Below are 25,375 nucleotides of genomic sequence, written 5' to 3'. Positions count from 1 at the left end.
AACCTGCGTCTCCGAGTGAGGAGGCAGGTTTTTCTATGCGAACGAAAACCTGCCGAATCCAAAAGCGTGTTTAAGCAATAAGGGCATATACCCGAGTTTCAATAGCTGAACCGAAATTTCCTACTAAAAAAGTCAACGATTCAGATGGGCTGAACTTTGTTCCGACGTCTATCCTCAGAAGCCTTGCAAGCAAAAACCACGACGACGCGGCGTTTCCGCGTCAGATCTTGAGGAGGCAGACATGGCTATCGTGAAGAAAGCATCCGCACATTGGGCAGGCGATCTGAAAACCGGCATCGGCTCGATCTCCACCGAAACCGGTGTCCTCAGAGAAGCACCGTACGGCTTCAAGGCCCGCTTCGAGGGCGGCAAGGGCACCAACCCGGAAGAACTGATCGGCGCTGCACATGCCGGTTGTTTCTCCATGGCGTTCTCGATGATTCTCGGCGATGCGGGCCTGACGGCTGACAGCATCGATACTCAGGCTGAAGTGACCCTTGATCAGGTGGACGGCGGTTTCGCGATTACCGCGGTGAAGCTGATTCTCAAAGCGAAAATCCCTGGGGCGACCCAAGCGCAGTTTGATGAGCTGAGCAAAAAGGCCAAGGAAGGGTGCCCTGTATCGAAAGTACTGAATGCGCAGATCAGTCTAGAAGCAACGTTGGTCAGCTGATTCGGAGTTAGCAGGTCTGACGCTTTCGCGAGCAGGCTCGCTCCCACATTGGAATGCATTTCAAATGTGGGAGCGAGCCTGCTCGCGAAGGCATTCTGACAAACACCGCAGCACCTGGATCAGACTGCACATCTTGTGCGCAAAGTCAGAACTCGCTTCACAAAAATATGGTCGAATACGTGACAGCAGCTTCAGCGCACGCCCGTGCGCGCTGCCTCAGGGAGCTTCACTCATGAAACGTATTGGCTTGGCCATCCTCTGCAGTGCATTGGCCACTTCGGTTGTTGCGGCACCGAAAGACTGCGAAGAACTGAGAAAAGAAATCGAGATCAAGATCCAGGCCAAAGCCGTGCCTTCGTACACGCTGGAAATTGTCAGCAAGGAAGAGGCGGCCAAACACGATATCGCCATGGTGGTGGGTTCGTGCGAGAACGGCACCAAAGCGATCATCTATCAGAAGAACGACTCCTGATAACGCTTACGGCACGCAGTTGATCTGCCGTTCTTCGGCAACGATCTGCCCCTGACGATTGATCAACCGGGCGCTTGGCGTGAAGGCCAGCGACCGTGCTTCGAGCCGGTAGCGTTGCCCGGCTTCGAAGTGGTCATAGGGTACGGTCATGTAACACAAGCGTTCCTGCGGATCGGTATCCATGCCCTGACCGCCGCCGAAAATCTCGAAATCGAAGCGCACCGTCAATTCATGGCTGCCCGGCGTGACCTGGAAAAAACGCCCATCGCGTAGACGCTGATTATCCAGGCGTTCAGCCAGCAACACTTTGCCGCCGGGTGTCGGCATCGAAAAATCGACCCAGGCCATCTGTGGATCGACCGCTGGCAGCGGGCTCTGACAGCCGGCAAGCACACTTCCTACCAGCAACAACGTCAACCTGCGCATGATCAATGTCCTTTGATGTGGACAGCCAGCATACCGCCGATCAGGTCTTCTGGCAGCCCGCCGGTGTGCCCTGCCCGACGACTTTGCGCTGCTCATCATAAAGTTTGGCCCATGGCCGGAAACCAATACTGCCCGCCTGCAACTGATAGCGTTGGCCGGCGTTGAAATCCTTGAATTTCAAGTTCAACTGGCAATCGCGCCACAGCGGTTCGGCATCAGGGCCGATGTTGCTGGCGTCGACCGGAAACTGATAGCGCACCTTCAATTCATGGCTGCCGGGCTCGACTTCAAAATAGCGTTTATCAATCGCGGCCTGGCTGTCGACCTTCAGCGCTTGCAGAGTCGTGTCCTGTTGCCGGGCATCGAGATCGATCCAGGCTTGTGAGGGGTCAGGGTCGGGCATTCCGAAATTGGCACAACCGGCCAGCGTCAGCAGGCCTCCCGTCAGCATCAACATGCGCATAGCGGTGCTCCTTAAGGCGGGATAGTCTTGCGAGCAGACTCTCCGGGGGGATTTCTTATTGTGATCAGGCCGTTTGCAAGCCATGGGTTACTTGATCGCGTTTTTCGGATTTTGTTTCCGGGTGTGATGTTTTTGTTGCTCAACGGTTGCGCCAGCGTCAGCTATTACAGCCAGTTAGCCAGCGGTCAGCTGCAACTGCTGCGGGCGCGCGAGCCAGTGGCCGAGGTGATTGCCGACCCGGGCCGCGATGCGAAGTTGCGCGCACACCTGAGCCAATCGCAAAAGGCTCGTGCTTTCGCCAGCGAACATCTGCACCTGCCCGATAACCAAAGCTATCGCCTGTACGCCGACATTGGCCGGCCGTTCGTGGTGTGGAATGTGTTCGCCACTCAGGAGTTTTCCCTGACGCCGCAGAACCATTGCTTCCCGATTGCCGGGTGTGTGGCTTATCGCGGCTATTACAGCCAAGGCGCGGCGCGAGGCGAGGCGGCGATCCAGCGCTTGCAGGGCATGGACGTATCGATTGGCGGCGTCGAGGCCTATTCGACGCTGGGCTGGTTCAACGACCCGATCATCAACACGATGATGGGCTGGGGCGACGAACGCCTGGCCACGCTGATCTTTCATGAACTGGCGCATCAACGCTTTTATGTGAAGGACGACACCGAGTTCAACGAGTCCTTCGCCACTTTCGTCGAACAGGAAGGCACGCGGCAATGGCGCGCGTTTCGCGGGTTGCCGGCGGATACCGACTCGCGGTTGCAGCAGCGGGATCAATTCATTGAGCTGGTGCTGGATGTGCGATCACGGCTGGAGAAGCTGTATGCACAGCCATTACCGGCTGAGCAGATGCGCGAACGTAAAGCGGCGGAGTTCGAGCAGTTTCGCCGGGATTATCGGGTGATGCGCGACAGCCAGTGGGCCGGGGATAAGCGCTATGACGCTTGGGTGAATGCGCCGCTGAACAATGCGCGGTTGTTGCCGTTTGGCCTGTACGACCAGTGGGTGCCGGCGTTTTCGGCGTTGTTCAAACAGGTCGGGGGAGATTGGCTGAGGTTTTATGCCGAGGTTGAGCGGTTGGGTGGGTTGCCGGTGACTGAGCGTAAGGCGGCGCTCAAGGCATTGGCGGAATCCTGATTTTGCATTGGCTAGGCCGGCCCTTTCGCGAGCAAGCCCGCTTCCACAGGGGGAATGCATTCCAAATGTGGAAGCGGGCTTGCTCGCGAAGACTGACTGATCAGCGCCGCAAAAACGCCTGATGTAACTCATCCAGCGTTTCAAAGTGATAAGCCGGCGCCTCGGCATTCAGCTCTTCAAAACTGCCAAATCCATAACCGACCGCCGCCGCATCCAGGCCATTGCTGCGTGCGCCAATCAGGTCGTGCTTACGGTCGCCGATCATCAGCGTATTCGCCGGATCCAGCCCCTCTTCTTTCATCAGGTGCGCAATCAACTCAACCTTATTGGTGCGGGTGCCATCCAGTTCGCTGCCGTAAATCACTTTGAAGTGCCGGGCGAAATCAAAGTGCCGGGCGATCTCGCGGGCGAATATCCACGGCTTCGACGTCGCGATATACAGCTGCCGACCTTGGCCACCGAGGGTTTCCAGCAACGGTGTAACGCCATCAAACACGCGGTTTTCATACAGACCGGTGACCTTGAAGCGCTCGCGATAGAAATTCACCGCCTCCCACGCTTTAGCCTCATCAAAATCGTAGAACTGCATGAATGCCTGCAACAGCGGCGGGCCGATGAAGTGTTCGAGCTTGGTCAGGTCCGGCTCATCGATGCCAAGTTTGGCCAAGGCAAACTGAATGGAGCGGGTGATGCCTTCACGCGGGTCGGTGAGGGTGCCATCGAGGTCAAACAGTACTGTTTGGTAATGCATGGTAATTCCTGGGCAGTCGCCAATTCGATTCAGAGTGTGTCGTAGCCTTCGGCCAGATGCAGATCCTTGAGCTTCACGTAATTGGCCGCGCTGTAAGTGAAGAAAGCGCGTTCCTTGTCGCTCAACGGGCGGATCTGTTTCACCGGGCTACCGACATACAGGAAGCCGCTTTCAAGGCGCTTGCCCGGCGGCACCAGGCTGCCGGCGCCGATGATCACGTCGTCTTCAACCACCGCGCCGTCCATGACGATGCTGCCCATGCCGATCAGCACGCGGCAGCCGACGCTGCAGCCGTGCAGCATGACTTTGTGGGCGATGGTCACGTCGTCGCCGATCAGCAGCGGAAAGCCGTCAGGGTTGAACGGGCCGGCGTGGGTGATGTGCAACACGCAGCCGTCCTGCACGCTGGTGCGCGCACCGATGCGGATGCGGTGCATGTCGCCACGGATCACGGTCAGCGGCCAGACCGAGCTGTCTTCGCCAATTTCCACATCGCCGATCACCACCGCCGAGCGGTCGACAAACGCGCCTTTGCTCAGGCTGGGGGTGTGATTCTGGTACTTGCGAACGGACACGATAATTTCTCTCTCTGTCGCCGATAGCTGCGGTGAATGCCGATTGTAATTAAGATGGGGCAATGTTTCCCCAGCCAAGGTGCCAACCGTGAGCGTGAACAACCCTCTGCTGCAGTCCTACGACCTGCCACCGTTCTCCACGATCCGTGCCGAACACGTCCTGCCAGCCATTGAAACCATCCTGGCCGACAACCGCGCCGCCATCGCCGAAATCCTCAAGACTCAGGTTCAGAACCCTACCTGGGCCGGGCTGGTGTTGGCGATGGACGAGCTCAATGATCGCCTCGGCGCCGCCTGGAGCCCGGTCAGCCACCTTAACGCCGTGTGCAACAGCGCGGAATTGCGTGAAGCCTACGAGTCGTGCCTGCCAGCCTTGAGCGCCTACTCCACCGAGATGGGCCAGAACCGCGAACTGTTCCAGGCGTTTGAAGCCCTGGCCAACAGCCCGGAAGCCGCCGGTTTCGACGTGGCGCAGAAGACTATTCTGGAACACGCTCTGCGTGACTTCCGTCTGTCGGGTATCGACCTGCCGGAAGCCGAACAGAAACGCTACGCCGAAGTGCAGAGCAAACTGTCCGAGCTCGGCAGCCGCTTCTCCAACCAACTGCTCGACGCCACTCAGGCGTGGACCAAGCACGTCAGCGACGAAGCCGCCCTTGCCGGCCTGACCGATTCGGCCAAGGCGCAAATGGCCGCCGCCGCTCAGGCCAAAGGCCTCGACGGCTGGCTGATCACCCTGGAATTCCCGAGCTACTACGCGGTGATGACCTACGCGCAAGACCGTGCGCTGCGTGAAGAAGTCTACGCCGCCTACTGCACCCGCGCCTCGGATCAAGGCCCGAACGCCGGCCAGAACGATAACGGCCCGGTGATGGAAGAGATCCTCGACCTGCGTCAGGAACTGGCCAGGCTGCTGGGTTTCGCCAGCTTCTCCGAACTGAGCCTGGCGACGAAAATGGCTGAATCCAGCGATCAGGTACTGAGCTTCCTGCGCGACCTGGCCAAGCGCAGCAAACCGTTCGCCGCACAAGATCTGCAACAGCTGCGCGCTTACGCCGCCGAACAGGGCTGCGCCGATCTGCAAAGCTGGGACAGCGGTTTCTACGGTGAAAAACTTCGCGAACAACGCTACAGCGTTGCTCAGGAAACCCTGCGCGCCTACTTCCCGATCGATAAAGTCCTGGGCGGTCTGTTCGCCATTGTTCAGCGCCTGTACGGCATCGAAATCGCCGAACAGAAAGGCTTTGACACCTGGCACCCGGACGTTCGCCTGTTCGAGATCAAGGAAAACGGCCAGCACGTCGGCCGCTTCTTCTTCGACCTCTACGCCCGCGCCAACAAGCGTGGCGGTGCATGGATGGACGGCGCCCGCGACCGTCGCCGCACCATCGACGGCGTGCTGCAAAGCCCGGTGGCCAATCTGGTGTGTAACTTCACCCCGGCTGACAGCGGCAAGCCTGCGCTGCTGACCCACGATGAAGTGACCACGCTTTTTCACGAGTTCGGCCATGGCCTGCATCACCTGCTGACCCGCGTTGATCACGCCGGTGTTTCCGGGATCAACGGTGTGGCGTGGGACGCGGTCGAGCTGCCAAGTCAGTTCATGGAAAACTGGTGCTGGGAGCCGGAAGGCCTCGCGCTGATTTCCGCTCACTACGAAAGCGGCGAGCCGCTGCCGCAGGATCTGCTGGAAAAAATGCTCGCGGCGAAGAACTTCCAGTCCGGCCTGATGATGGTGCGTCAGCTGGAGTTCTCGCTGTTCGACTTCGAACTGCACGCCACCCACGGTGACGGCCGCAGCGTTGCGCAGGTACTCGAAGGTATCCGCGACGAGGTGTCGGTGATGCGTCCGCCAGCCTACAACCGCTTCCCGAACAGCTTCGCGCACATCTTCGCCGGCGGTTATGCGGCCGGTTACTACAGCTACAAGTGGGCTGAAGTGTTGTCGGCCGATGCCTTCTCGAAGTTCGAAGAAGACGGCGTGCTCAACGCAGAAACCGGTCGCGCCTTTCGCGAAGCGATTCTGGCGCGCGGCGGTTCGCAGGCACCGATGGTGCTGTTCGTCGACTTCCGTGGGCGTGAGCCGTCGATTGACGCACTGTTGCGCCACAGCGGCCTGAGTGAGGACGCGGCAGCATGAGTGAGGGGCCTGTGATTACCAAAAAACGCTTTATCGCCGGGGCGGTCTGCCCGGCGTGCAGCGAGCCGGACAAGTTGATGATGTGGAACGAAGACAGCGTGCCGCACCGAGAATGTGTGGCTTGCGGTTACTCCGACACGCTCAACGAGCAAGGGTTGTCGGTGCCGAAAGAACTGGGCACGCGGGTCAACACCAGCGCTATCAGCAAACCTGCGCCGGACAAAACCGTGCAAGCCGTACAGTTTTTCCCCAACCCGAAGCTGAAGAAAAAGCCTGACGAGCAACACTGACGTGTCACCCACCTTTCACCGTTTTGGCGGTGAAAGGTGGTAACTATGTACCGCCCTTCCCCCGCGCTTCCTGATTAGGCTGGCTCTTTCAGCCATCCCTCAAGGAAGACGCCATGCCTGACTCCAATCCGCTGTTACAACGCTGGACGCTGCCGCCGTGGTCAACCGTGCGCGCTGAACATCTGGTGCCTGCGATCACAACGATTGTGGCCAACAACCAACTGATCATTGAACAAGTAATCGCCAGCCAGACCGAGCAGCCGAACTGGGACGATCTGATCCTAGCCGTCGATGAAGCTGATGCCACATTGGCTGAAGCCATGGCGGTGATCGAATACCTGTCGATGGGCAAATCCGCCGACAGCGCGTGGGAAAAAGCCAGCGCGCAGTGCAACCAGATCGCCGGGCAATACCGGACTGACACGTTGGCGAGCGTGCCGTTGTTCCGTACGTTTCAACGCTTGGAAGACAGTGCGGTCGCCGTCCATTTCGATGCTTCACGCAAAGCGTCACTGGCCAAAATCCTGCGCGGGTTGCGCTTGTCCGGGGTTGAGTTACCCGCAGCGCAACAGGAGAAACTCGCCCGTTTGAATCGCGTCATCGGCCTGCTCGAACAGCTGTTCGCCAGCCAGATCGATCTCGCCAACGCTGCATGGACAAAACACATCACCGACGCCGCGCGGCTCGACGGTCTAAGCCCGCACAGCCAGGCGCAACTGGCACTCAAGGCCAGACAGGCCGGGCTCGACGGCTGGCTACTCACGCTGGATCAAAACACCTGCCACCAAATCATGACGTACGCGCGCGACCGCACTTTGCGCGAGGAATATTTCATTGCCTGGACCACCCGCGCATCGGATCAAGGCCCGCAGGCGGATCAGTTCGATAACGAGCCGGTATTGAGTTTGCTGCTGACCTTGCGTCACGAAAAAGCCGAAATTCTCGGTTTCGATAACTACGCGCAACTGCGCCTCAACGATCGGATGGTCACCTCCACCGCGCAAGTCAGCGCCTTCCTGCAGCGACAAGTCGCGCAAGCCAAACCGCTGATGGAGCAAGAGTCGAAAACGCTGCAGGCGTTCGCCGATCAGCAGGGCTTTGGAACCATTCAGGCCTGGGATCAGGAATTCCTCGCCGAACGGTTACGCGTGCAGCAACTGGACGGCGCGCTGCAAGGCTTGCGGCAGTATTTCCCGCTGGACGCAACCGTGCAGCGGTTATGCCGGTTCAGCGAACATTTGTTCGGCATCACGATTCACGAGCAGCGCACGTTTGATCGCTGGCATGAGCATGTCCGCCTCTATGAAGTCAGCGAGCATGGCCAAGCCATCGGGCATATCTACCTCGACCCTTACGCGGGCAAACACGCTGCGGACTATGCCTGGACGGGCACGGTGCGCAATCGGCGAATCGATGCCGAAGGTCGGGCGTCGACGCCGATCGCCGTGCTGTCCAGTAACTTCACCGCTCCCACGCCCGAACACCCGTGCCTGCTGTCGCATCAGGATTTGCGGGTGCTGTTCCATGAATTCGGGCATTGCCTGCAACACGTGCTGACGCGCTCGCCGCATCACAACCTGTCGGGCATTTCCCAGTTCCCACGCGACACCGCCGAATTCGCCGGGCAATTGTTTGAGCAATGGTGTTTGTCGCGAGAATTTATCTTGTGGCTGGCGGCGCATCATCAAACCGCAGAGCGCCTGTCTGAAGCGCGCGTGAACACCGCGCTCACGGCTTTGAGCGCGCAATCCAGTCGAGCGACCGGGATGTTGCTGATGGGCGCTTTGTTCGATTTCGAGTTGCACCACCGCCACGGCGACGGCCGCAGCATTGCGCAGGTGTTCGATGGGGTGCAGCGCCAGTTTGCCGAACTGCAAATGCCGGACTACTGCCGGTTTGCCAACAGCTTCGACTATTTGGTCACCGGTTATGAAGCTTCGGTGTACGCCTATAAATGGTCGGGCGTGCTGGCGACCGAGGCGTTCAAACGCTTCGAGCACGACGGAGTGTTCAATCCGCAAACCGGCCGGGCGTTTCGCGAGGCATTTTTTTCCGGCGACTCGCCGACGTTGCTGAGTGCTCTGGAAAAATTTCTCGGGCGCCCCGTCAGCGCGGAGCTGTTTGAAACCGCGCCCGATCCAACCACTGTCACTTCAAATTGACCGACTGAAACCAGCTCTTCATCGAGCAAGTGGCGAACGCGCTGGTGCTGCAATCACCATTGGCCAGCGCGGTGCGCAGTTTGTCAGCATCGGCCTGCATCACGTAGCGCACGCTGTCGCGGAAATGCCCACTCTCGCCGAATCCGCCTTGGGTCATTTCGCTCAGCGCGTCTTCTTTGCTCCAGCCTTGCACAACCACACGGTACATCGCCGCCATCAATCCGGTGCGGTCGGAACCGTGTTTGCAGTGCAGCAACACTGGGCCGTTGGCTTCGGCAGCCTGAATGGCGCGCAGGGTTTTCAGCACGTCAGCATCGTCGACGTGGTTGGTGCGGTAAGGCAGTTGCACCTGATTGATGTCGGAGTCCGACAGCCAGTTCTGGTCGGATTCCGGCAAAAAGGTAATCACCGTGGCGACTTTGAGATTTTTCAGCAACGGCACCGCGCCACTATCGGGCAAGGCACTGCGGTAGAGCGTCGGTGACATCTGAAACAGGTTGTATTGCACTTCAACCGGTTGCGCCCATTCAGTCGGGCGCACCGGGGTGGCGGCCTCAGCCTGAGCCGGCATCCAGTGCAACAGCGCTACAAGCGATAAACACAAAGCAGGAAACAAACGCACTCGGGACATGCTGAGCTGACCGTGTCGGAATTCTTCAGGAATAGGAGCCGTAGCTTCGTCGTTGGGCGGTCAAAGCCCCGTGAGGCGTTTGTCAAAGAAACGTGAATCCGCGTTGTTTCATCGATTTCATCCAAGAAATCCGGGCTTTTTTTCACTGAATCGGTTCATCCCGATGCTTAGCCTGCTACCATTTGTCACATGATGTTGCAGACGCTTTCCCTCCTCCGGGTCTTCCACCGGCCACGTCGCGACGAAAAATCCTCAAGCCGTTCGCAGAAACAGCTGACCACCATTGATGCCTGATGAGGTACACCTTCCATGTCTGATCAAGATCGAGACAACCCGCGGCGTGAGTTTTTGCGCAAATCCCTGACCCTGATCCCGGTCGTGACCCTTGCCGGCACCGGCCTGGGCAGCAGCGTCCTGCAAGCCGCGCCTGAAGCGGCGCCCGCTGCACCGGCCACGCCAGCCGCTCGCGCTGACGCCGAGGTGTATCAACCGAGCTATTTCACCGCCGAAGAATGGGCATTCATCAATGCCGCCGTCGCGCAGTTGATCCCCAACGATGCCCAGGGCCCGGGCGCGCTTGAAGCCGGTGTGCCGGAATACATCGACCGTCAAATGAACACGCCGTACGCCGCCGGTGCCCTTTGGTACATGCAAGGCCCGTTCAATGCCGAAGCTGCGCCGGAAATGGGCTGGCAGAGCAAACTGGTGCCGAAAGAAATCTATCGCCTCGGCATCGCCGCCACGGATCAGTGGGCAAAATCCCTCAACGGTAAAGTATTTGCTGAGCAAGACAGCGCTACCCGAGAAGATTTGCTCAAGCAACTCGAAGCCGGCAAGCCGCAGTTCGATGCGGTTCCGGCGAAGATTTTCTTCAACCTGCTGCTGCAAAACACCAAGGAAGGCTTCTTCTGCGACCCGATCCACGGTGGCAATAAAGGCATGGTTGGCTGGACGATGATCGGTTTCCCCGGCGCCCGCGCCGATTTCATGGATTGGGTGGAACGCAACGAGCAATACCCCTTCCCGGCAGTGTCGATTCGCGGCGAGAGGGCGTAAGCATGGCAACGGTATTGAAGAAAGTAGACGCAGTCATCATCGGTTTTGGCTGGACCGGCGCGATCATGGCCAAGGAGCTGACCGAAGCGGGTCTCAATGTGCTGGCGCTGGAGCGCGGGCCGATGCAGGACACTTACCCCGACGGCAACTATCCACAGGTGATCGACGAACTCACCTACAGCGTGCGGAAAAAACTCTTTCAGGACATCTCCAAAGAGACCGTCACCATTCGCCACAGCGTCAACGACATCGCCCTGCCGAACCGCCAGTTGGGCGCGTTCCTGCCGGGCAACGGTGTTGGCGGCGCCGGCCTGCACTGGTCGGGTGTGCACTTCCGGGTCGATCCGATCGAGTTGCGCATGCGCAGCCATTACGAAGAGCGCTACGGCAAAAGCTTTATCCCCAAGGACATGACCATCCAGGACTTCGGCGTCAGCTATGAAGAGCTGGAGCCGTTCTTCGATTACGCCGAAAAAGTCTTTGGCACCTCGGGCCAGGCCTGGACGGTAAAAGGCCAACTGGTCGGTCAGGGCAAGGGCGGCAACCCGTACGCGCCGGATCGCTCCAACCCGTTCCCGTTGGAAGCACAGAAGAATACGGTTTCCGCACAGCTGTTCGGCAAAGCGGCTACAGAAGTCGGTTACAAACCCTACAACCTGCCGTCCGCGAATACGTCGGGGCCGTACACCAACCCTTACGGCGCACAAATGAGCCCGTGCAACTTCTGCGGTTTTTGCAGCGGTTATGTTTGCTACATGTACTCCAAGGCGTCGCCGAACGTGAACATTCTGCCGGCGCTGAAGCCGCTGCCGAATTTCGAGTTGCGCGCCAACGCTCACGTGCTGCGGATCAACCTCGACAGCACCAAGAGCAAAGCCACCGGCGTCACCTACATCGATGCACAGGGTCGCGAAATGGAGCAACCGGCGGATCTGGTGATCCTCGGCGCGTTCCAGTTGCACAACGTACGTTTGATGCTGCTCTCCGGCATCGGCAAACCGTACGACCCGAAGACCGGCGAAGGCGTGGTCGGGCGTAACTTCGCCTACCAGAACATGGCGACCATCAAGGCGTTCTTTGACAAGGACACCCACACCAACAACTTCATCGGCGCCGGCGGTAACGGCGTGGCGCTGGACGACTTCAACGCCGACAACTTCGACCACGGCCCGCACGGCTTCGTCGGCGGTTCGCCGATGTGGGTCAACCAGGCGGGCAGCCGGCCGATTGCCGGTACCTCGAACCCGCCCGGCACGCCTGCCTGGGGCAGTGCGTGGAAACGCGCGACCGCCGATTACTACACCCACCAAGTGTCGATGGACGCCCACGGCGCGCATCAGTCCTACCGTGGCAACTACCTCGATCTCGACCCGGTGTACCGCGATGCCTACGGTTTACCGCTGCTGCGCATGACCTTCGACTGGCAGGAAAACGACATCAAGATGAACCGCTTCATGGTCGAGAAAATGGGCAAGGTCGCCGAAGCCATGGGCCCGAAAGCCATTGCGGTGATCGGCAAACAGGTCGGTGATCACTTCAACACCGCCGCGTACCAGACCACCCACCTCAACGGTGGCGCGATCATGGGCACCGATCCGAAGAAGAGCGCGCTGAACCGCTACTTGCAGAGCTGGGACGTACATAACGTCTTCGTTCCGGGCGCCTCGGCGTTCCCGCAAGGCCTGGGCTACAACCCGACCGGGCTGGTTGCCGCACTGACCTACTGGTCGGCAAAAGCGATCCGCGAGCAGTACCTGAAAAACCCCGGCCCGCTGGTTCAGGCTTAAGGAGCGATGACCATGAAGAATTTCGTTATCGCGACCCTGGCCCTGCTCGGCAGCGCCTCGATCCATGCGACTGAGGTTGATCAAGCCTTGATCAAACAAGGCGAATACCTCGCCCGCGCCGGTGACTGCGTGGCTTGCCACACGGCCAAGGGCGGCAAGCCGTTCGCCGGTGGTCTGCCGATGGAAACGCCGATCGGCACGATTTACTCGACCAACATCACCCCGGACAAAACCGGCGTCGGTGAATACAGCTTCGCAGACTTCGATCAGGCCGTACGCCATGGCGTCGCTAAAAACGGTAGTACGTTGTACCCGGCGATGCCGTATCCGTCCTACGCGCGTGTCAGCGAAACCGACATGCAGGCGCTGTATGCGTACTTTATGCACGGCGTCGAACCGGTCGCGCAGGAGAACAAGGCCAGCGACATTCCGTGGCCGTTGAGCATGCGTTGGCCCCTGATGGGCTGGCGCTGGATGTTTGCGCCGAAGGTCGAGGACTACAAAGCAACGAGTACCGACCCGGTGATCGACCGTGGCGCGTATCTGGTTGAAGGCCTCGGCCATTGCGGCGCCTGCCACACGCCACGTGCGCTGACCATGCAGGAAAAATCCTTGAGCGCGGCCGATGGCAGCAACTTCCTCGCCGGCAGTGCGCCGCTGGAAGGCTGGATCGCCAAGAGCCTGCGCGGTGATCACAAGGATGGCCTCGGCGGCTGGAGCGAAGAGCAACTGGTGCAATTCCTCAAAACCGGTCGCAGTGATCGCAGCGCGGTGTTCGGCGGCATGAGCGACGTGGTCACCCACAGCATGCAATACATGACCGACGCCGACCTGACCGCCATCGCCCGCTACCTCAAGTCGCTGCCGGCCAATGACCCAAACGATCAACCGCATCAGTACGACGAGAAAGCCGCCAAAGCGCTGTGGAACGGCGACGACAGCCAACGCGGTGCCTCGGTGTACATCGACAACTGCGCGGCGTGTCACCGCACCGATGGTCACGGTTACACGCGAGTGTTCCCGGCCCTGGCAGGCAATTCGGTGCTGCAATCGGAAGATCCGACCTCGCTGATTCACATCGTGCTCAAGGGCGGCACCCTGCCGGCGACGCACACCGCGCCTTCTACTTTCACCATGCCGGGTTTCGCCTGGCGTTTGTCGGATCAGGAAGTGGCAGACGTGGTGAGTTTTATTCGTGGGAGTTGGGGTAATAAAGGCTCGGATGTTAATGCCGATGATGTAGCTAAGTTGCGTAAAGGCGATTTGAGCCAGGCAACTATCGACACTCGTTAATTCACCGCTAATAAAAAACCCTGCTTGAGCAATCAAGCAGGTTTTTTTATCAATATGAAAACTATCCTGGTTACGGATTGATGATACTTGCATAGGCTTTTGCGAGCGCCGCCAGTTTGGCTTTGTCTGCATCGCCAATCACACCGTCGCGATCCACATCTTGATTGAGACGCCCGATGGTGAAGGTCTTGCCCCCGTCTTTAGAGGTTGCGGTGACCATGATCGAATCAACCAGCAATTCGCTTTCGGTCGAAGTTTGCGCATCCCACGCCAATTCCTTGCGTGCCAGTTGCATGGAAACCAGTGTATTAGGCTCCGAAGGGCCAGGTTGCATCAGTTGCAGAAAAACACCGCGAGCATTGAAAAACGACATAACTAAATCCTTTTATTTAATAAGTTTTGAACACAACCAAAGACTACAAATTCAAGACTCGAATAACCAGCCGATAGTTGTTTCGCTAGTTTGCACATAACAACTTACTTATTGTCGGCAATAGCCGAAGCGCAGCATTTCTTGCCGGCCAGCCAAACGGTAGTGGCCAAAAACCGGCAAATGCGATTACTGTATGGATATACAGAACAAAGGATCCGACTGATGTCCATCGCCCTGCCCCCACGCGGCCGCGGCACCGCGACCAACCCGCACAACCGCTTCGCGCCGAGCCGTTCGGTAGCTGAGGACGACGGCTGGTATCAGGAAGTGCCCGAAACACAGAACACCGAGGTGATGATCGAAACCGCGAAAACCATCATCACTCGTAACACATCGCCCGACCTGCCCTTCGATCGCTCGATCAATCCCTACCGAGGCTGCGAACACGGCTGTATTTATTGCTACGCACGGCCCAGTCACGCCTATTGGGATATGTCGCCGGGACTGGATTTCGAAACTCGGCTGATCGCCAAGACCAACGCCGCGCAAGTGCTGGAAGAACAGTTGAGCAAACGCGGCTATCAATGCGCGCCGATCAATCTGGGCTCCAACACCGATCCGTATCAGCCGATCGAACGCGAGCACAAAATCACTCGGCAGACCCTCGAAGTGCTGCTGCGCTACCGGCATCCGGTGACCATCGTCACCAAGGGTTCGCTGATTCTTCGCGATCTCGATTTGCTGACTGAATTGGCGCAGCAGCGGCTGGTGGCGGTGATGATCAGCCTGACCACGCTGGACGATGAACTCAAACGCATCCTCGAACCGCGTGCCGCTGCGCCGAAAGCGCGGTTGCGGGCGATCCGGGTCATGCGCGAAGCAGGAATTCCGGTCGGCGTGTTGTGCTCGCCGATGATTCCGATGATCAACGACAGCGAAATCGAAAACCTGCTCAATGAGGCGCACGCCGCCGGTGCGCAAAGTGCCGCTTACATGATGTTGCGCCTGCCACTGGAAGTGGCGCCGCTGTTCGAGGAATGGTTGGCCGCGCACTACCCGCAACGCGCTACCCATGTGCTGAGCCTGATCCGCCAGAGCCGTGGCGGCGAGCTTTACGACAGCCGTTTCGGTGCCCGCATGCGTGGCGAAGGGCCGTTTGCCGACCTGCTCGCACAACGTTTTGCCAAAGCGATTAAACGGCTTGGCCTCAATCATCGCGAAGGCTATAACCTTGATTGCACAGCCTTCTGTCCGCCGGGTCGCCAGATGTCGTTGATTTAGCGACAATTGACGCTGGGTTGAGGGGTTGGAATCCTTCTGTCGAAATTACCCAGTCACATTTTTTGTGACCTGGAACACACGTTCTAGAGCGTTTGATTCAGTTTGAGTTAAGTTTCGGCGGCTACCTTGTTCATCGAGTGACTGACCGGTCGGGATGACCGGGAAAGTTTAAACAGCCACTGGCTTCAAACCGGAATACCGGGGAAGAGTCCCTGAATCCGTCATAGAGGATGAATCATGAGTGATAAGGATAAACAGTCGCTGGCTGCGTCGGCGCCGTCCCCAGAAGCGGAATCCGCCGATGCAGCGCTGCGCCAGATCGTAGATGGCTTTTTGCATTTTCATCATGAGATTTTTCCGCAGCAGGAAGAACTCTTCAAGAAACTCGCCACGGCCCAGGCGCCGAAAGCGATGTTCATTACCTGCGCCGACTCGCGCATCGTCCCCGAGCTGATCACGCACAGCTCGCCCGGCGATCTGTTCGTGACCCGTAACGTCGGCAACGTGGTTCCGCCTTACGGCCAGATGAACGGCGGCGTTTCCACCGCGATCGAATACGCGGTACTGGCACTCGGCGTGCAGCACATCATCATCTGCGGCCACTCCGATTGCGGCGCCATGCGTGCAGTGCTCAACCCGGACAGCCTGGAAAAAATGCCGACGGTCAAAGCCTGGTTGCGTCACGCTGAAGTCGCGAAAACCATGGTGCATGAAAACTGTAACTGCGCCGACGAAAAAGAAAGCATGCCGATCCTCACCGAGGAAAACGTCATCGCCCAACTGCAGCACTTGCGTACCCATCCTTCGGTAGCCTCGCGCATGGCGAACGGTCATCTGTTCATCCATGGCTGGGTTTACGACATCGAAACCAGCGAAATCAAAGCTTACGACGCGGATCAGGGACGCTTCCTGCCGCTCGACGGCAGCCATCCGATTCCGGTGGCGACGCCCAAAGCGCGCTTCTAAATCTTCCAAAACATCTGTGTGGTTTGACGCCGGTCGCTGATTCAGCGACCCGGCCTTGCCATGCCTGAAGAAAACGTCGGGAGAATCGCCATGCGTGCGGCTCAATTGAAAGCGGTGTTGCCACGGGAGCTGCTCGCTTCCGTGGTTGTGTTTCTGGTCGCTCTGCCGCTGTGCATGGGCATTGCGATTGCGTCAGGGTTGCCGCCGGCCAAAGGCCTGATCACCGGGATCATCGGTGGGCTGGTGGTCGGTTGGCTGGCGGGTTCGCCGTTGCAGGTCAGTGGGCCGGCGGCGGGGCTGGCGGTGTTGGTGTTCGAGCTGGTGCGCCAGCACGGCATCGAGATGCTCGGGCCGATTCTGCTGCTCGCCGGTTTTCTGCAATTGGTCGCTGGGCGTCTGAAGCTCGGTTGCTGGTTTCGAGTTACGGCGCCAGCGGTGGTCTACGGCATGCTCGCCGGGATCGGCGTATTGATCGTGCTCTCACAGGTGCACGTGATGCTCGATGCGTCACCGAAACCTTCCGGGCTGGATAACCTCGCCGCATTCCCGGCGGCGGTGGCTCAGGCCGTGCCGTCGTTCGGTTGGCAGGCCGGGTTGCTCGGGCTGTCGACGATTGCAGTGATGTGGTTGTGGGAAAAATTCCGTCCGCATTCGCTACGGTTTATTCCCGGGGCGCTGCTTGGCGTGGGGCTGGCGACGGGTGCCAGCCTGATGCTGGCCTTGCAGGTGAAACGCGTTGAGGTGCCGGCGAATCTCGCGGAAGCCATCGACTGGTTGAAGCCGACAGATCTGCTCAGTCTGGCTGATCCGACGTTGCTGATAGCGGCGTTCGCCGTAGCCTTTATCGCCAGCGCCGAAACCCTGTTGTCCGCTGCTGCGGTAGATCGCATGCACAGTGGCGTGCGATCTGATTTCGACCGTGAACTGTCGGCGCAAGGGGTCGGCAACATGCTTTGCGGTCTGGTTGGCGCACTACCGATGACCGGGGTGATCGTGCGCAGTTCGGCCAACGTCCAGGCCGGGGCGACCACGCGTTATTCGACGATTTTCCATGGCCTGTGGCTGCTGGCGTTCGTGCTGTTGTTGTCAAGCGTGCTGCAAAGCATTCCGGTGGCGAGTCTGGCGGGCGTGCTGGTGTATACCGGTTTCAAACTGGTCGACCTCAAGGCGTTTCGTGGTCTGAGCCGTTATGGGCGGATGCCGATGTTTACCTATGCGGCGACGGCGCTGGCGATCATCTTCACCGACCTGCTGACCGGAGTGTTGCTGGGTTTCGGTCTGACGTTGTTGAAGCTGGCGTTCAAGGCGTCGCGCTTGAAGATCAGCCTGATCGATCTGCCGCAGGACGGCGAGATGGAATTGCGTTTGATCGGTGCGGCGACGTTCCTGAAGGTACCGGCGCTGACGCAGGTGCTCAACAGTATTCCGGCAGGCGTGACGGTGCATGTGCCGCTCAATAATCTGAGCTACATCGACCATTCGTGTCTGGAGTTGCTGGAGGAATGGGGCCGGGCGAATGCGGCGAAGGGGTCGAAGCTGTTGATCGAGTCGCGCGGGTTGAAGCGCAGGCTTGAGGGGCGGATTCGCACAACAACAGGCATCGGTGCAGCCGGTTAAATTCCCGGCTGAACTCAACCCCTGTAGGAGCTGCCGCAGGCTGCGATCTTTTGATCTTGATCTTCTTAAAAACAAGATCAAAAGATCGCAGCCTGCGGCAGCTCCTACATTGGATCGTGTGAAATCAGGCGGCGGGCTGGTCGAGTTCCAGGCCTACGCCCAATCGGCGGCTCATGCACGGCCAGCGTTTCCACGCTGCGCCGGTGTCCGGGCTGCTGAGTTTTTCGCGGTAGGCTTCTACCGATTCCAGGGCAAAACTTTCGTCGTTGAGCATCTCGTCGATCGCGTGATGCACCGCTTCGTCCAGTTGGTTGGCAAATTCCTCACCGATCAATTGGTGAGCAATCAAGTTGGCGACCGTCATGTCCAAGGGGATCAGTGGCTGGCCGAAATGCTTGATGTACAGGTCGTTGACCTCTTCGACAAAACGGTGCGCCAGATAGGCTTCATCCAGCAGGCTATCCAGGCCAACATGCCCGGCCATGATGGCGGGCGGCTGGAGGAAATACTGCTCGGCGATTTTCAGCACCGGTTTGATCTGCGATTCGATTCCCGCTTCCCTGGCGACTTCATTGGCTGCATCCAGCAGGTCTGGCACTTCATCGATGTAGGCGGCGACAAAACGCGTCAGCACGCCTTGGGCGTCGGCTTCCGGCAATTGAATCGCCGGGTGTAAATGAGGCAGCTTGCTTTCCAGCTGACGGGTCAGCAGGCCGGTGTCTTTCTCATGCTGTTGGGCTGTTTGGATCTGCTCGCGCAATGCGGCGGTGTTCATGAAAACTCCAGGGAACAAGGCAATGAATTAGGGAAGACATAACTTAGCTGGCTTACGAAAATTGCTAAGACGCATTTGTCATAATTATTTCATCCTTGATGCAGCTGCGTTATATCGATTTGCCACCACTCGTCTGCATCCTTCTCCATTCGTGCCCTTGAACGCAAGTTTCAGCTGTTTCAGATCATTTACGTCGCCACGTTGCAATTCTCAGCCGCTGACTATACTCGCCAGTGAATGGAGTTAGCTGATGACGCCCGACTGCACCCGCAGCAAGGCCCGGCGATTCAAGTTCGTAGTCTGATGCAGCCGCTCCCTTGCCGCAGGCGAAAGCCGGCGGGATAACAAGAACGATAAGGGGAACCCGCAATGATGCGACATCCACACGTCTGGATGGGCCTCCTGTTGTGGTCGATTTTCAGTCCGGCACACGCCGCATGGACTGTGAATATGGCGCCTGGAGCGACTGAAATCAGTCACGCAGTATTCGACCTGCACATGACCATTTTCTGGATCTGTGTGGTGATCGGGATCATCGTCTTCGGCGCCATGTTCTGGTCGATGATGGTGCACCGCCGTTCTACCGGGCAGGTCGCCGCAAAATTCCACGAAAGCACCACCGTCGAAATTCTCTGGACCGTCGTACCGTTCCTGATTCTGGTAGCTATGGCCGTGCCGGCGACCGCCACCCTGATCAAGATGTACGACACCAGTGAGCCGGATATCGATATCCAGATCACCGGTTATCAGTGGAAGTGGCACTACAAATACCTGGGCCAGGACGTCGAGTTCTTCAGCAACCTGGCCACCCCCGCCGAGCAAATCCACAACAAGGAAGCCAAGGGCGAGCACTACTTGCTCGAGGTCGATAAGCCGTTGGTGCTGCCGACCGGGGCCAAGGTGCGCTTCCTCGTGACCTCCGCCGACGTTATCCACTCGTGGTGGGTGCCGGCCTTCGCGGTCAAACGCGATGCGATCCCGGGGTTCGTCAACGAAGCGTGGACGCGCATCGACAAGCCCGGCATCTACCGTGGCCAGTGCGCCGAACTGTGCGGCAAGGATCACGGCTTCATGCCGATCGTGGTCGAGGTCAAGGACAAGGCTGACTACGACAAGTGGCTCGCCGAGCGCAAAGCCGAAGCCGCGCAGCTCAAAGAGCTGACCAGCAAGGAGTGGACGCTCGACGAACTTAAAGAGCGCGGCGACAAGATTTATCACACCACCTGCGTCGCCTGTCACCAGGCCGAAGGTCAGGGCCTGCCGCCAATGTTCCCGGCGCTTAAGGGCTCGAAAATCGCCACCGGACCGAAAGAAGGCCACTTGAGCATCGTCTTCCACGGCAAGCCCGGCACCGCCATGGCGGCGTTCGGCAAGCAGCTGTCGGAAGTCGATATCGCAGCGGTCGTGACCTACGAACGTAACGCCTGGGGCAACAACAAGGGCGACATGGTCACGCCAAAAGAAGTGCTGGAGCTGAAACAGGCGGAAAGCAAATGAGCCGGTCTATCGCGTACTTCGTGAACCGGTCGGGGCAGTGCGCCCCGGCCTGCCCAACCCACTCACGTACAGGAGACCGGCCATGAGCGCTGTCATCGATGACCATGGTCATGCCGACCACGCCCACGGCCCCGCCAAAGGCCTGATGCGCTGGGTGCTGACCACCAACCACAAGGACATCGGCACGCTGTATCTTTGGTTTGCGTTCTGCATGTTCCTGCTCGGCGGTACGTTCGCGATGGTGATTCGCGCCGAACTGTTCCAGCCCGGGCTGCAAATCGTCGAGCCGGCGTTCTTCAACCAGATGACCACCATGCACGGTCTGGTGATGGTCTTCGGTGCGGTGATGCCGGCCTTCGTCGGTCTCGCCAACTGGATGATCCCGTTGATGATCGGCGCGCCGGACATGGCCCTGCCCCGGATGAACAACTTCAGTTTCTGGCTGTTGCCGGCGGCGTTCCTGATCCTGGTATCGACCCTGTTCACCCCCGGTGGCGGGCCGAACTTCGGCTGGACGTTCTACGCGCCGCTGTCGACGACGTACGCGCCGGAAAGCGTGACCTTCTTCATCTTCGCCATCCACTTGATGGGCATCAGCTCGATCATGGGCGCGATCAACGTGATCGCGACCATTCTCAACCTGCGCGCCCCCGGCATGACGCTGATGAAAATGCCGCTGTTCGTCTGGACCTGGCTGATCACCGCGTTTCTGCTGATCGCGGTGATGCCGGTACTGGCCGGGTGCGTGACGATGATGCTGATGGACATTCACTTCGGCACCAGTTTCTTCAGTGCGGCCGGTGGCGGTGACCCGGTGTTGTTCCAGCATGTGTTCTGGTTCTTCGGGCATCCCGAGGTGTACATCATGATCCTGCCGGCCTTCGGCGCCGTCAGCTCGATCATCCCGACCTTCTCGCGCAAGCCGCTGTTTGGCTACACCTCGATGGTTTATGCGACGGCGAGCATCGCGTTCCTGTCGTTCATCGTCTGGGCGCACCACATGTTCGTGGTCGGCATTCCGTTGGTGGGCGAGTTGTTCTTCATGTACGCCACGCTGCTGATCGCGGTGCCGACCGGGGTGAAAGTGTTCAACTGGGCGAGCACCATGTGGCAAGGCTCGCTGACCTTCGAGACGCCGATGCTATTTGCCGTGGCGTTCGTGATCCTGTTCTCCATCGGCGGTTTCTCCGGGCTGATGCTGGCCATCGCCCCGGCGGACTTCCAGTATCAGGACACCTACTTTGTCGTCGCGCACTTCCACTACGTGCTGGTGCCGGGGGCGATCTTCGGGATCTTCGCGTCGACCTATTACTGGCTGCCGAAATGGACTGGCCACATGTACGACGAAACCCTCGGCAAACTGCATTTCTGGCTATCGTTTGTCGGCATGAACCTGACCTTCTTTCCGATGCACTTTGTCGGATTGGCGGGGATGCCACGACGGATTCCGGACTACAACCTGCAGTTCGCCGACTTCAACATGGTCTCGTCGATCGGCGCGTTCATGTTTGGCGCGACGCAGATTTTCTTCCTGTTCATTGTGATCAAGACCATTCGCGGCGGCCCGCCAGCACCGGCCAAACCTTGGGATGGTGCGGAAGGTCTGGAGTGGAGCGTGCCGTCACCGGCGCCGTACCACACCTTCACCACACCGCCGGAAGTGAAATGAATATCCAGCCTTTTGTGAAATTTGTGCAAAGGCACAGATCCCCTGTGGATGCTCAAAAATCTTCTTTGGATGCACACAAAGCCCCTGTGGATGCTCACAGATATTCTCTGGATGCAAATAGATCCACTGTGGCGAGGGGATTTATCCCCGCTGGGTTGCGAAGCAGCCCCAAAATCTGCAACCGAGATTTATCAGGCAAACCGTGTGCGCTGGATTCAGGGCTGCTGCGCAACCCAACGGGGATAAATCCCCTCGCCACAAAGGCATCACCGATAAGGGGTGCAAGCCATGGCTGACTCGATCTCGATGAAAAAGCTCGTCACCCGCCTCCTCGGTGTAGTGGTGGCGATGTTCGTGTTCGGTTTTGCCCTGGTGCCGATCTACGACGTGATGTGCAAAGCCTTCGGCATCAACGGCAAGACCGGTGGGCAGTACGAGGGTGAGCAAGTGGTCGACACTTCGCGCCAGGTGCGCGTGCAGTTTCTGTCGACCAACAACGTCGACATGCCGTGGGACTTTTACCCCAAGCATGACGAACTCACCGCCAATCCCGGCGCAGTCAACGAGATGATCTTCATCGCGCGCAATCCCACCGACAAACCGATGAGTGCGCAAGCCGTGCCGAGCATCGCGCCGAGCAGCGCGGCGGCGTATTTCCACAAGACCGAATGCTTTTGCTTTACCCAGCAAGTGCTGCAGCCCGGTCAGCAGATCGAGATGCCGGTGCGTTTCATCGTTGACCGCGACATGCCCAAGGATGTGAAGCACCTGACGCTGTCCTACACGCTGTTCGATATCACCGCCCGACATCCACCGGTGGCTGTAAACACTGGCGGTTGAGCGTGCCCGATAAGGAGAACAATAAATGGCAACTCATGAGCATTATTACGTTCCGCCGCAAAGCAAATGGCCGATCATTGCGACCTTCGGCATGGCCATCACCGTGTACGGCCTGGCCGTCTGGTTCAACGATCTAAAGGCGGCGCGCCCGGAATCCCACGGCCCGTACATCTTTTTCGTCGGCGGCCTGTTGCTGGCGTACATGCTGTTCGGCTGGTTCGGCGCGGTGATCAAGGAAAGCCGCGCGGGGCTCTATAGCGCGCAGTTGGATCGCTCGTTTCGCTGGGGCATGAGTTGGTTCATCTTCTCCGAGGTGATGTTCTTCGTCGCCTTCTTCGGTGCGCTGTTTTACGTGCGCCACGTCTCCGGCCCGGCGCTCGGCGGCGAAGGCACCAAAGGCATCGCGCATATGCTCTGGCCGAACTTCCAGTTCACCTGGCCGCTGCTGCACACACCGGATCCGAAACTGTTCCCGCCGCCCAAGGACGTCATCAGCCCGTGGGGCCTGCCGCTGATCAACACGATCCTGCTGGTCAGCTCCAGCGTGACCATCACCATCGCCCACCATGCCTTGAAAAAGGGCCATCGCGGCGCGCTGAAAATCTGGCTGGCGATCACCGTGCTGCTCGGCTGCGCGTTTCTTGGTTTCCAGGCTGAGGAATACATTCACGCCTATCACGAACTGGGGCTGACCCTCGGTTCGGGCATTTATGGCGCGACGTTCTTCATGCTCACCGGTTTCCACGGCGCTCACGTGACCATCGGCACGATCATTCTGTTTGTGATGCTGATGCGGATCATGAAGGGCCACTTCGACAACGAGCACCAGTTCGGCTTCGAAGCGGCGAGCTGGTATTGGCACTTCGTCGACGTGGTGTGGATCGGCCTGTTTATCTTCGTTTACGTACTCTGAGGATCAACCCTACCAAGGCGCATGCGAGACCAATTGGCCGCTGTAAAAGCCCCAGGCGATCAAGCCGACGGTGGCAGCGGCCAATGCCACCCGAACACTCAAGGCGATGACCAGGCGATTGGAACTGCTGTCGTCCTTGACCAGGAAAATCAGGCCGCTGAACAGGCTGATCACCGTGGCAATCAGCATCAGGACGATCGCTGTTTTGAGCATGGGAAGAACTCCGGGGGACAGGCGATGCAGTTGAGTATAGCGAGCGCGACGACTGACTTTGTGGCGCGGCCATGAAGCGCTTTTGTCCGGGCGTGATTCCGACCGTGGTGGTGGCGTTATTGCTGCCGCTATTGGTGTCTTTGGGCTTTTGGCAACTGAGCCGGGGCGCCGAGAAAACCGCCCTGCTCGCCAGTTACGCCGAACGTCGCACGGCCGAGCCGATGGCCAGCACCGAGTTGCCACACACATCCGATCCGGCCTATCGCCGCGTGCACCTGCACGGCCAGTTCGATGCCGCGCACAGCTTGCTGCTGGATAACCGCCAGCGTAACGGCAAGGTCGGCGTCGAGTTGCTGCAACCGTTTCAGGATCAACGCAGCGGTTTGTGGCTGCTGGTCAATCGCGGCTGGTTGCCGTGGCCGGATCGCCGTGTACCGCCGCAATTCACCACGCCCACTGAGGCGTTGAATATCGATGCCTGGGTCTACGTCGCCCCCGGCGCCACTTTTCAGTTGCACGCTGATCCAGTCAGCAGCACCTGGCCACAAACCATCACCGCCGTCGAACCCGCCAAGCTGTGGCAAACCCTCGACCGCGACGGCTTCGCCTACGAATTACGCGCCGAACCCGGCCCTGCCAGCTACGAGGCCGATTGGCCGGTGGTTGCGATGGGCCCGGAAAAACACCTCGGTTACGCCGTGCAGTGGTTCGCCATGGCCACCGCCCTGCTCGGCCTCTACGTCTATTTGGGCTTGCACAACGCAAAGGAGAAACACCATGGGAACGGCCATGAATCCACCCAGCATGTCTGAGGCGAAACCTGCCGCCAGCCGCCGTCGCGGGCGCATTCAGTTATTGCTGATTTTGCTCGGCGTGATTGGCCCGATGGTGCTCGCCACCGGCATGTACAAATTGCAGTTCTGGGTGCCGGAGGGTCGCAGCTATCACGGTGAACTGATCGGCAACGGCCAGACCCGCGCCGACCTCGGCGTGCAGGCCGACGAGGAGCGTTGGCAGATCCTGGTCACCGCGCCGAAAGATTGCGCGGTGGATTGCCAGCAACTGGTGTATCTGGCGCGGCAGATCCAGATCGGCCTCGGCCGCGATGCCGGCCGCGCCAGCCACGCCCTCGCCGCTGCTCAACCGGTCAGCGCTGATTACGACGCCAAGCTCAACCGCGAATATCCACAGCTGCAACGCTACCCGCTGGACGCCGCTGTGTTCAGTAAAACCACGGGCGATAAAGCCACGCCGCAACTGTGGATCATCGACCCGCACGGCAACCTCGTGCTGCGCTACGAGCCGAATGTGAAGGGTAAGGATCTGCTCAACGACCTGCGGCACCTGCTGAAACTGTCGAACATCGGATAAGGGC

Annotated in this window: 26 protein-coding genes; 18 read left to right on the top strand and 8 right to left on the bottom strand. The window is 59.0% G+C overall.

Annotation, left to right across the window (positions count from 1 at the left end; translation table 11 throughout):
* The first annotated feature begins 241 nt into the window (after positions 1-241).
* Positions 242-673: an OsmC family protein gene (locus KFS80_RS18005; RefSeq protein ID WP_053116403.1), complete on the top strand. Its 432-nt coding sequence runs from the start codon at positions 242-244 to the stop codon at positions 671-673.
* Positions 674-905: 232 nt separating this feature from the next.
* Complete coding sequence (locus KFS80_RS18000) at positions 906-1,145, top strand: DUF1161 domain-containing protein (protein WP_008081158.1); 240 nt, start codon at positions 906-908, stop codon at positions 1,143-1,145.
* Between the two features lie 6 nt (positions 1,146-1,151).
* On the opposite strand, the gene KFS80_RS17995 is transcribed toward KFS80_RS18000, so the two are convergent.
* Both KFS80_RS17995 and KFS80_RS17990 read right to left on the bottom strand, forming a co-directional pair.
* Complete coding sequence (locus KFS80_RS17995) at positions 1,152-1,571, bottom strand: PA0061/PA0062 family lipoprotein (protein WP_212545476.1); 420 nt, start codon at positions 1,569-1,571, stop codon at positions 1,152-1,154.
* Positions 1,572-1,611: 40 nt separating this feature from the next.
* Entirely contained in the window at positions 1,612-2,034 is a 423-nt protein-coding gene (locus tag KFS80_RS17990) for a PA0061/PA0062 family lipoprotein (RefSeq protein WP_212545475.1), read from the bottom strand.
* Positions 2,035-2,094: 60 nt separating this feature from the next.
* On the opposite strand from KFS80_RS17990, the gene KFS80_RS17985 reads away from it, so the two are divergent.
* Complete coding sequence (locus tag KFS80_RS17985; RefSeq protein ID WP_212545474.1) at positions 2,095-3,171, top strand: aminopeptidase; 1,077 nt, start codon at positions 2,095-2,097, stop codon at positions 3,169-3,171.
* Positions 3,172-3,271: 100 nt separating this feature from the next.
* On the opposite strand, the gene KFS80_RS17980 is transcribed toward KFS80_RS17985, so the two are convergent.
* Positions 3,272-3,922, bottom strand: coding sequence for an HAD family hydrolase (locus KFS80_RS17980; protein WP_212545473.1), 651 nt, complete (start codon positions 3,920-3,922; stop codon positions 3,272-3,274).
* Between the two features lie 29 nt (positions 3,923-3,951).
* On the bottom strand, positions 3,952-4,497 hold the full coding sequence (locus KFS80_RS17975; protein WP_159813337.1) for a gamma carbonic anhydrase family protein: 546 nt from the start codon (positions 4,495-4,497) through the stop codon (positions 3,952-3,954).
* Positions 4,498-4,585: 88 nt separating this feature from the next.
* Here KFS80_RS17975 and prlC point away from each other — a divergent pair, with 88 nt between their 5' ends.
* The 3 genes from prlC (at position 4,586) to KFS80_RS17960 (ending at position 9,089) form a co-directional block, all read left to right on the top strand.
* Positions 4,586-6,637: an oligopeptidase A gene (prlC, locus tag KFS80_RS17970; protein WP_212545472.1), complete on the top strand. Its 2,052-nt coding sequence runs from the start codon at positions 4,586-4,588 to the stop codon at positions 6,635-6,637.
* Complete coding sequence (locus KFS80_RS17965) at positions 6,634-6,927, top strand: YheV family putative zinc ribbon protein (RefSeq protein ID WP_053116396.1); 294 nt, start codon at positions 6,634-6,636, stop codon at positions 6,925-6,927. Before prlC ends, KFS80_RS17965 begins: the two co-directional genes overlap by 4 nt.
* 113 nt (positions 6,928-7,040) lie before the next feature.
* Positions 7,041-9,089, top strand: a complete 2,049-nt coding sequence (locus KFS80_RS17960; protein WP_212545471.1) for a M3 family metallopeptidase — start codon at positions 7,041-7,043, stop codon at positions 9,087-9,089.
* On the opposite strand, the gene KFS80_RS17955 is transcribed toward KFS80_RS17960, so the two are convergent.
* The gene (locus KFS80_RS17955; RefSeq protein ID WP_212545470.1) at positions 9,076-9,720 is read right to left on the bottom strand and encodes a phosphatase domain-containing protein; all 645 of its coding nucleotides are present in this window, start codon (positions 9,718-9,720) and stop codon (positions 9,076-9,078) included. The two genes, KFS80_RS17960 and KFS80_RS17955, sit on opposite strands and share 14 nt — an antisense overlap.
* Positions 9,721-10,029: 309 nt before the next feature.
* Here KFS80_RS17955 and KFS80_RS17950 point away from each other — a divergent pair, with 309 nt between their 5' ends.
* Genes KFS80_RS17950 through KFS80_RS17940 form a run of 3 tightly spaced genes read left to right on the top strand, consistent with a single transcriptional unit; the run spans position 10,030 to position 13,856 of the window.
* Positions 10,030-10,776, top strand: a complete 747-nt coding sequence (locus KFS80_RS17950) for a gluconate 2-dehydrogenase subunit 3 family protein (protein ID WP_212545469.1) — start codon at positions 10,030-10,032, stop codon at positions 10,774-10,776.
* 2 nt (positions 10,777-10,778) lie between these two features.
* Entirely contained in the window at positions 10,779-12,563 is a 1,785-nt protein-coding gene (locus tag KFS80_RS17945; RefSeq protein ID WP_212545468.1) for a GMC family oxidoreductase, read from the top strand.
* A 12-nt stretch (positions 12,564-12,575) separates the two neighbouring features.
* Complete coding sequence (locus tag KFS80_RS17940) at positions 12,576-13,856, top strand: c-type cytochrome (RefSeq protein WP_212545467.1); 1,281 nt, start codon at positions 12,576-12,578, stop codon at positions 13,854-13,856.
* Between the two features lie 70 nt (positions 13,857-13,926).
* Here the strand turns inward: KFS80_RS17940 and KFS80_RS17935 are convergent, their stop codons facing one another.
* The gene (locus KFS80_RS17935) at positions 13,927-14,229 is read right to left on the bottom strand and encodes a hypothetical protein (RefSeq protein ID WP_159813351.1); all 303 of its coding nucleotides are present in this window, start codon (positions 14,227-14,229) and stop codon (positions 13,927-13,929) included.
* Between the two features lie 222 nt (positions 14,230-14,451).
* On the opposite strand from KFS80_RS17935, the gene KFS80_RS17930 reads away from it, so the two are divergent.
* From KFS80_RS17930 to KFS80_RS17920, 3 genes are all read left to right on the top strand, one after another.
* Complete coding sequence (locus tag KFS80_RS17930; RefSeq protein ID WP_212545466.1) at positions 14,452-15,510, top strand: PA0069 family radical SAM protein; 1,059 nt, start codon at positions 14,452-14,454, stop codon at positions 15,508-15,510.
* Between the two features lie 237 nt (positions 15,511-15,747).
* Positions 15,748-16,476, top strand: coding sequence for a carbonic anhydrase (locus KFS80_RS17925; protein ID WP_212545465.1), 729 nt, complete (start codon positions 15,748-15,750; stop codon positions 16,474-16,476).
* 90 nt (positions 16,477-16,566) lie between these two features.
* Positions 16,567-18,093 (top strand): SulP family inorganic anion transporter, encoded by a 1,527-nt coding sequence (locus KFS80_RS17920; RefSeq protein WP_053116386.1) that lies wholly within the window; start codon positions 16,567-16,569, stop codon positions 18,091-18,093.
* A gap of 124 nt (positions 18,094-18,217) precedes the next feature.
* Here KFS80_RS17920 and KFS80_RS17915 read toward each other — a convergent pair whose 3' ends face one another.
* Entirely contained in the window at positions 18,218-18,868 is a 651-nt protein-coding gene (locus KFS80_RS17915; RefSeq protein WP_053125446.1) for a hypothetical protein, read from the bottom strand.
* Positions 18,869-19,237: 369 nt separating this feature from the next.
* Here KFS80_RS17915 and coxB point away from each other — a divergent pair, with 369 nt between their 5' ends.
* The 4 genes from coxB to KFS80_RS17895 all read left to right on the top strand — a co-directional run bounded on the left by coxB (position 19,238) and on the right by KFS80_RS17895 (position 23,787).
* Positions 19,238-20,365 carry a cytochrome c oxidase subunit II gene (coxB, locus tag KFS80_RS17910; protein WP_008081192.1) on the top strand — a complete coding sequence of 376 codons (1,128 nt, stop codon included), beginning with the start codon at positions 19,238-19,240 and terminating at the stop codon, positions 20,363-20,365.
* 82 nt (positions 20,366-20,447) lie between these two features.
* Entirely contained in the window at positions 20,448-22,034 is a 1,587-nt protein-coding gene (gene ctaD, locus KFS80_RS17905; RefSeq protein WP_016986466.1) for a cytochrome c oxidase subunit I, read from the top strand.
* A 288-nt stretch (positions 22,035-22,322) separates the two neighbouring features.
* On the top strand, positions 22,323-22,874 hold the full coding sequence (locus tag KFS80_RS17900) for a cytochrome c oxidase assembly protein (RefSeq protein ID WP_212545464.1): 552 nt from the start codon (positions 22,323-22,325) through the stop codon (positions 22,872-22,874).
* Between the two features lie 25 nt (positions 22,875-22,899).
* Positions 22,900-23,787, top strand: a complete 888-nt coding sequence (locus KFS80_RS17895) for a cytochrome c oxidase subunit 3 (protein WP_053125435.1) — start codon at positions 22,900-22,902, stop codon at positions 23,785-23,787.
* 9 nt (positions 23,788-23,796) lie between these two features.
* Here the strand turns inward: KFS80_RS17895 and KFS80_RS17890 are convergent, their stop codons facing one another.
* On the bottom strand, positions 23,797-24,000 hold the full coding sequence (locus KFS80_RS17890; protein ID WP_212545463.1) for a twin transmembrane helix small protein: 204 nt from the start codon (positions 23,998-24,000) through the stop codon (positions 23,797-23,799).
* A 71-nt stretch (positions 24,001-24,071) separates the two neighbouring features.
* Between KFS80_RS17890 and KFS80_RS17885 the strand changes: the two genes are divergently transcribed.
* Together KFS80_RS17885 and KFS80_RS17880 are read left to right on the top strand one after the other, a co-directional pair.
* Positions 24,072-24,812 carry an SURF1 family protein gene (locus KFS80_RS17885; RefSeq protein ID WP_212545462.1) on the top strand — a complete coding sequence of 247 codons (741 nt, stop codon included), beginning with the start codon at positions 24,072-24,074 and terminating at the stop codon, positions 24,810-24,812.
* The gene (locus tag KFS80_RS17880) at positions 24,778-25,371 is read left to right on the top strand and encodes a hypothetical protein (protein WP_212545461.1); all 594 of its coding nucleotides are present in this window, start codon (positions 24,778-24,780) and stop codon (positions 25,369-25,371) included. Before KFS80_RS17885 ends, KFS80_RS17880 begins: the two co-directional genes overlap by 35 nt.
* Positions 25,372-25,375 lie beyond the last annotated feature (4 nt).

It is taken from the genome of Pseudomonas rustica (genome assembly GCF_018336155.1).
GTDB classification, from domain to species: domain Bacteria; phylum Pseudomonadota; class Gammaproteobacteria; order Pseudomonadales; family Pseudomonadaceae; genus Aquipseudomonas; species Aquipseudomonas rustica.
Note: the sequence above shows the minus strand (reverse complement) of the source record. Positions and strands in the feature narration are given on the sequence as shown.

Bases quoted from the DNA above. Each gene is read 5' to 3' on its own strand.
- KFS80_RS17900 (WP_212545464.1), top strand. From the start codon at position 22,323: ATGGCTGACTCGATCTCGATGAAAAAGCTCGTCACCCGCCTCCTCGGT.
- KFS80_RS17890 (WP_212545463.1), bottom strand. From the start codon at position 24,000: ATGCTCAAAACAGCGATCGTCCTGATGCTGATTGCCACGGTGATCAGC.
- KFS80_RS18005 (WP_053116403.1), top strand. From the start codon at position 242: ATGGCTATCGTGAAGAAAGCATCCGCACATTGGGCAGGCGATCTGAAA.
- KFS80_RS17915 (WP_053125446.1), bottom strand. From the start codon at position 18,868: ATGAACACCGCCGCATTGCGCGAGCAGATCCAAACAGCCCAACAGCAT.
- KFS80_RS17960 (WP_212545471.1), top strand. From the start codon at position 7,041: ATGCCTGACTCCAATCCGCTGTTACAACGCTGGACGCTGCCGCCGTGG.
- KFS80_RS17880 (WP_212545461.1), top strand. From the start codon at position 24,778: ATGGGAACGGCCATGAATCCACCCAGCATGTCTGAGGCGAAACCTGCC.
- KFS80_RS18000 (WP_008081158.1), top strand. From the start codon at position 906: ATGAAACGTATTGGCTTGGCCATCCTCTGCAGTGCATTGGCCACTTCG.
- KFS80_RS17955 (WP_212545470.1), bottom strand. From the start codon at position 9,720: ATGTCCCGAGTGCGTTTGTTTCCTGCTTTGTGTTTATCGCTTGTAGCG.
- KFS80_RS17995 (WP_212545476.1), bottom strand. From the start codon at position 1,571: ATGCGCAGGTTGACGTTGTTGCTGGTAGGAAGTGTGCTTGCCGGCTGT.
- KFS80_RS17980 (WP_212545473.1), bottom strand. From the start codon at position 3,922: ATGCATTACCAAACAGTACTGTTTGACCTCGATGGCACCCTCACCGAC.
- ctaD (WP_016986466.1), top strand. From the start codon at position 20,448: ATGAGCGCTGTCATCGATGACCATGGTCATGCCGACCACGCCCACGGC.
- coxB (WP_008081192.1), top strand. From the start codon at position 19,238: ATGATGCGACATCCACACGTCTGGATGGGCCTCCTGTTGTGGTCGATT.
- KFS80_RS17935 (WP_159813351.1), bottom strand. From the start codon at position 14,229: ATGTCGTTTTTCAATGCTCGCGGTGTTTTTCTGCAACTGATGCAACCT.
- KFS80_RS17920 (WP_053116386.1), top strand. From the start codon at position 16,567: ATGCGTGCGGCTCAATTGAAAGCGGTGTTGCCACGGGAGCTGCTCGCT.
- KFS80_RS17945 (WP_212545468.1), top strand. From the start codon at position 10,779: ATGGCAACGGTATTGAAGAAAGTAGACGCAGTCATCATCGGTTTTGGC.
- KFS80_RS17885 (WP_212545462.1), top strand. From the start codon at position 24,072: ATGAAGCGCTTTTGTCCGGGCGTGATTCCGACCGTGGTGGTGGCGTTA.
- KFS80_RS17950 (WP_212545469.1), top strand. From the start codon at position 10,030: ATGTCTGATCAAGATCGAGACAACCCGCGGCGTGAGTTTTTGCGCAAA.
- KFS80_RS17925 (WP_212545465.1), top strand. From the start codon at position 15,748: ATGAGTGATAAGGATAAACAGTCGCTGGCTGCGTCGGCGCCGTCCCCA.
- KFS80_RS17940 (WP_212545467.1), top strand. From the start codon at position 12,576: ATGAAGAATTTCGTTATCGCGACCCTGGCCCTGCTCGGCAGCGCCTCG.
- KFS80_RS17990 (WP_212545475.1), bottom strand. From the start codon at position 2,034: ATGCGCATGTTGATGCTGACGGGAGGCCTGCTGACGCTGGCCGGTTGT.
- KFS80_RS17930 (WP_212545466.1), top strand. From the start codon at position 14,452: ATGTCCATCGCCCTGCCCCCACGCGGCCGCGGCACCGCGACCAACCCG.
- KFS80_RS17895 (WP_053125435.1), top strand. From the start codon at position 22,900: ATGGCAACTCATGAGCATTATTACGTTCCGCCGCAAAGCAAATGGCCG.
- KFS80_RS17965 (WP_053116396.1), top strand. From the start codon at position 6,634: ATGAGTGAGGGGCCTGTGATTACCAAAAAACGCTTTATCGCCGGGGCG.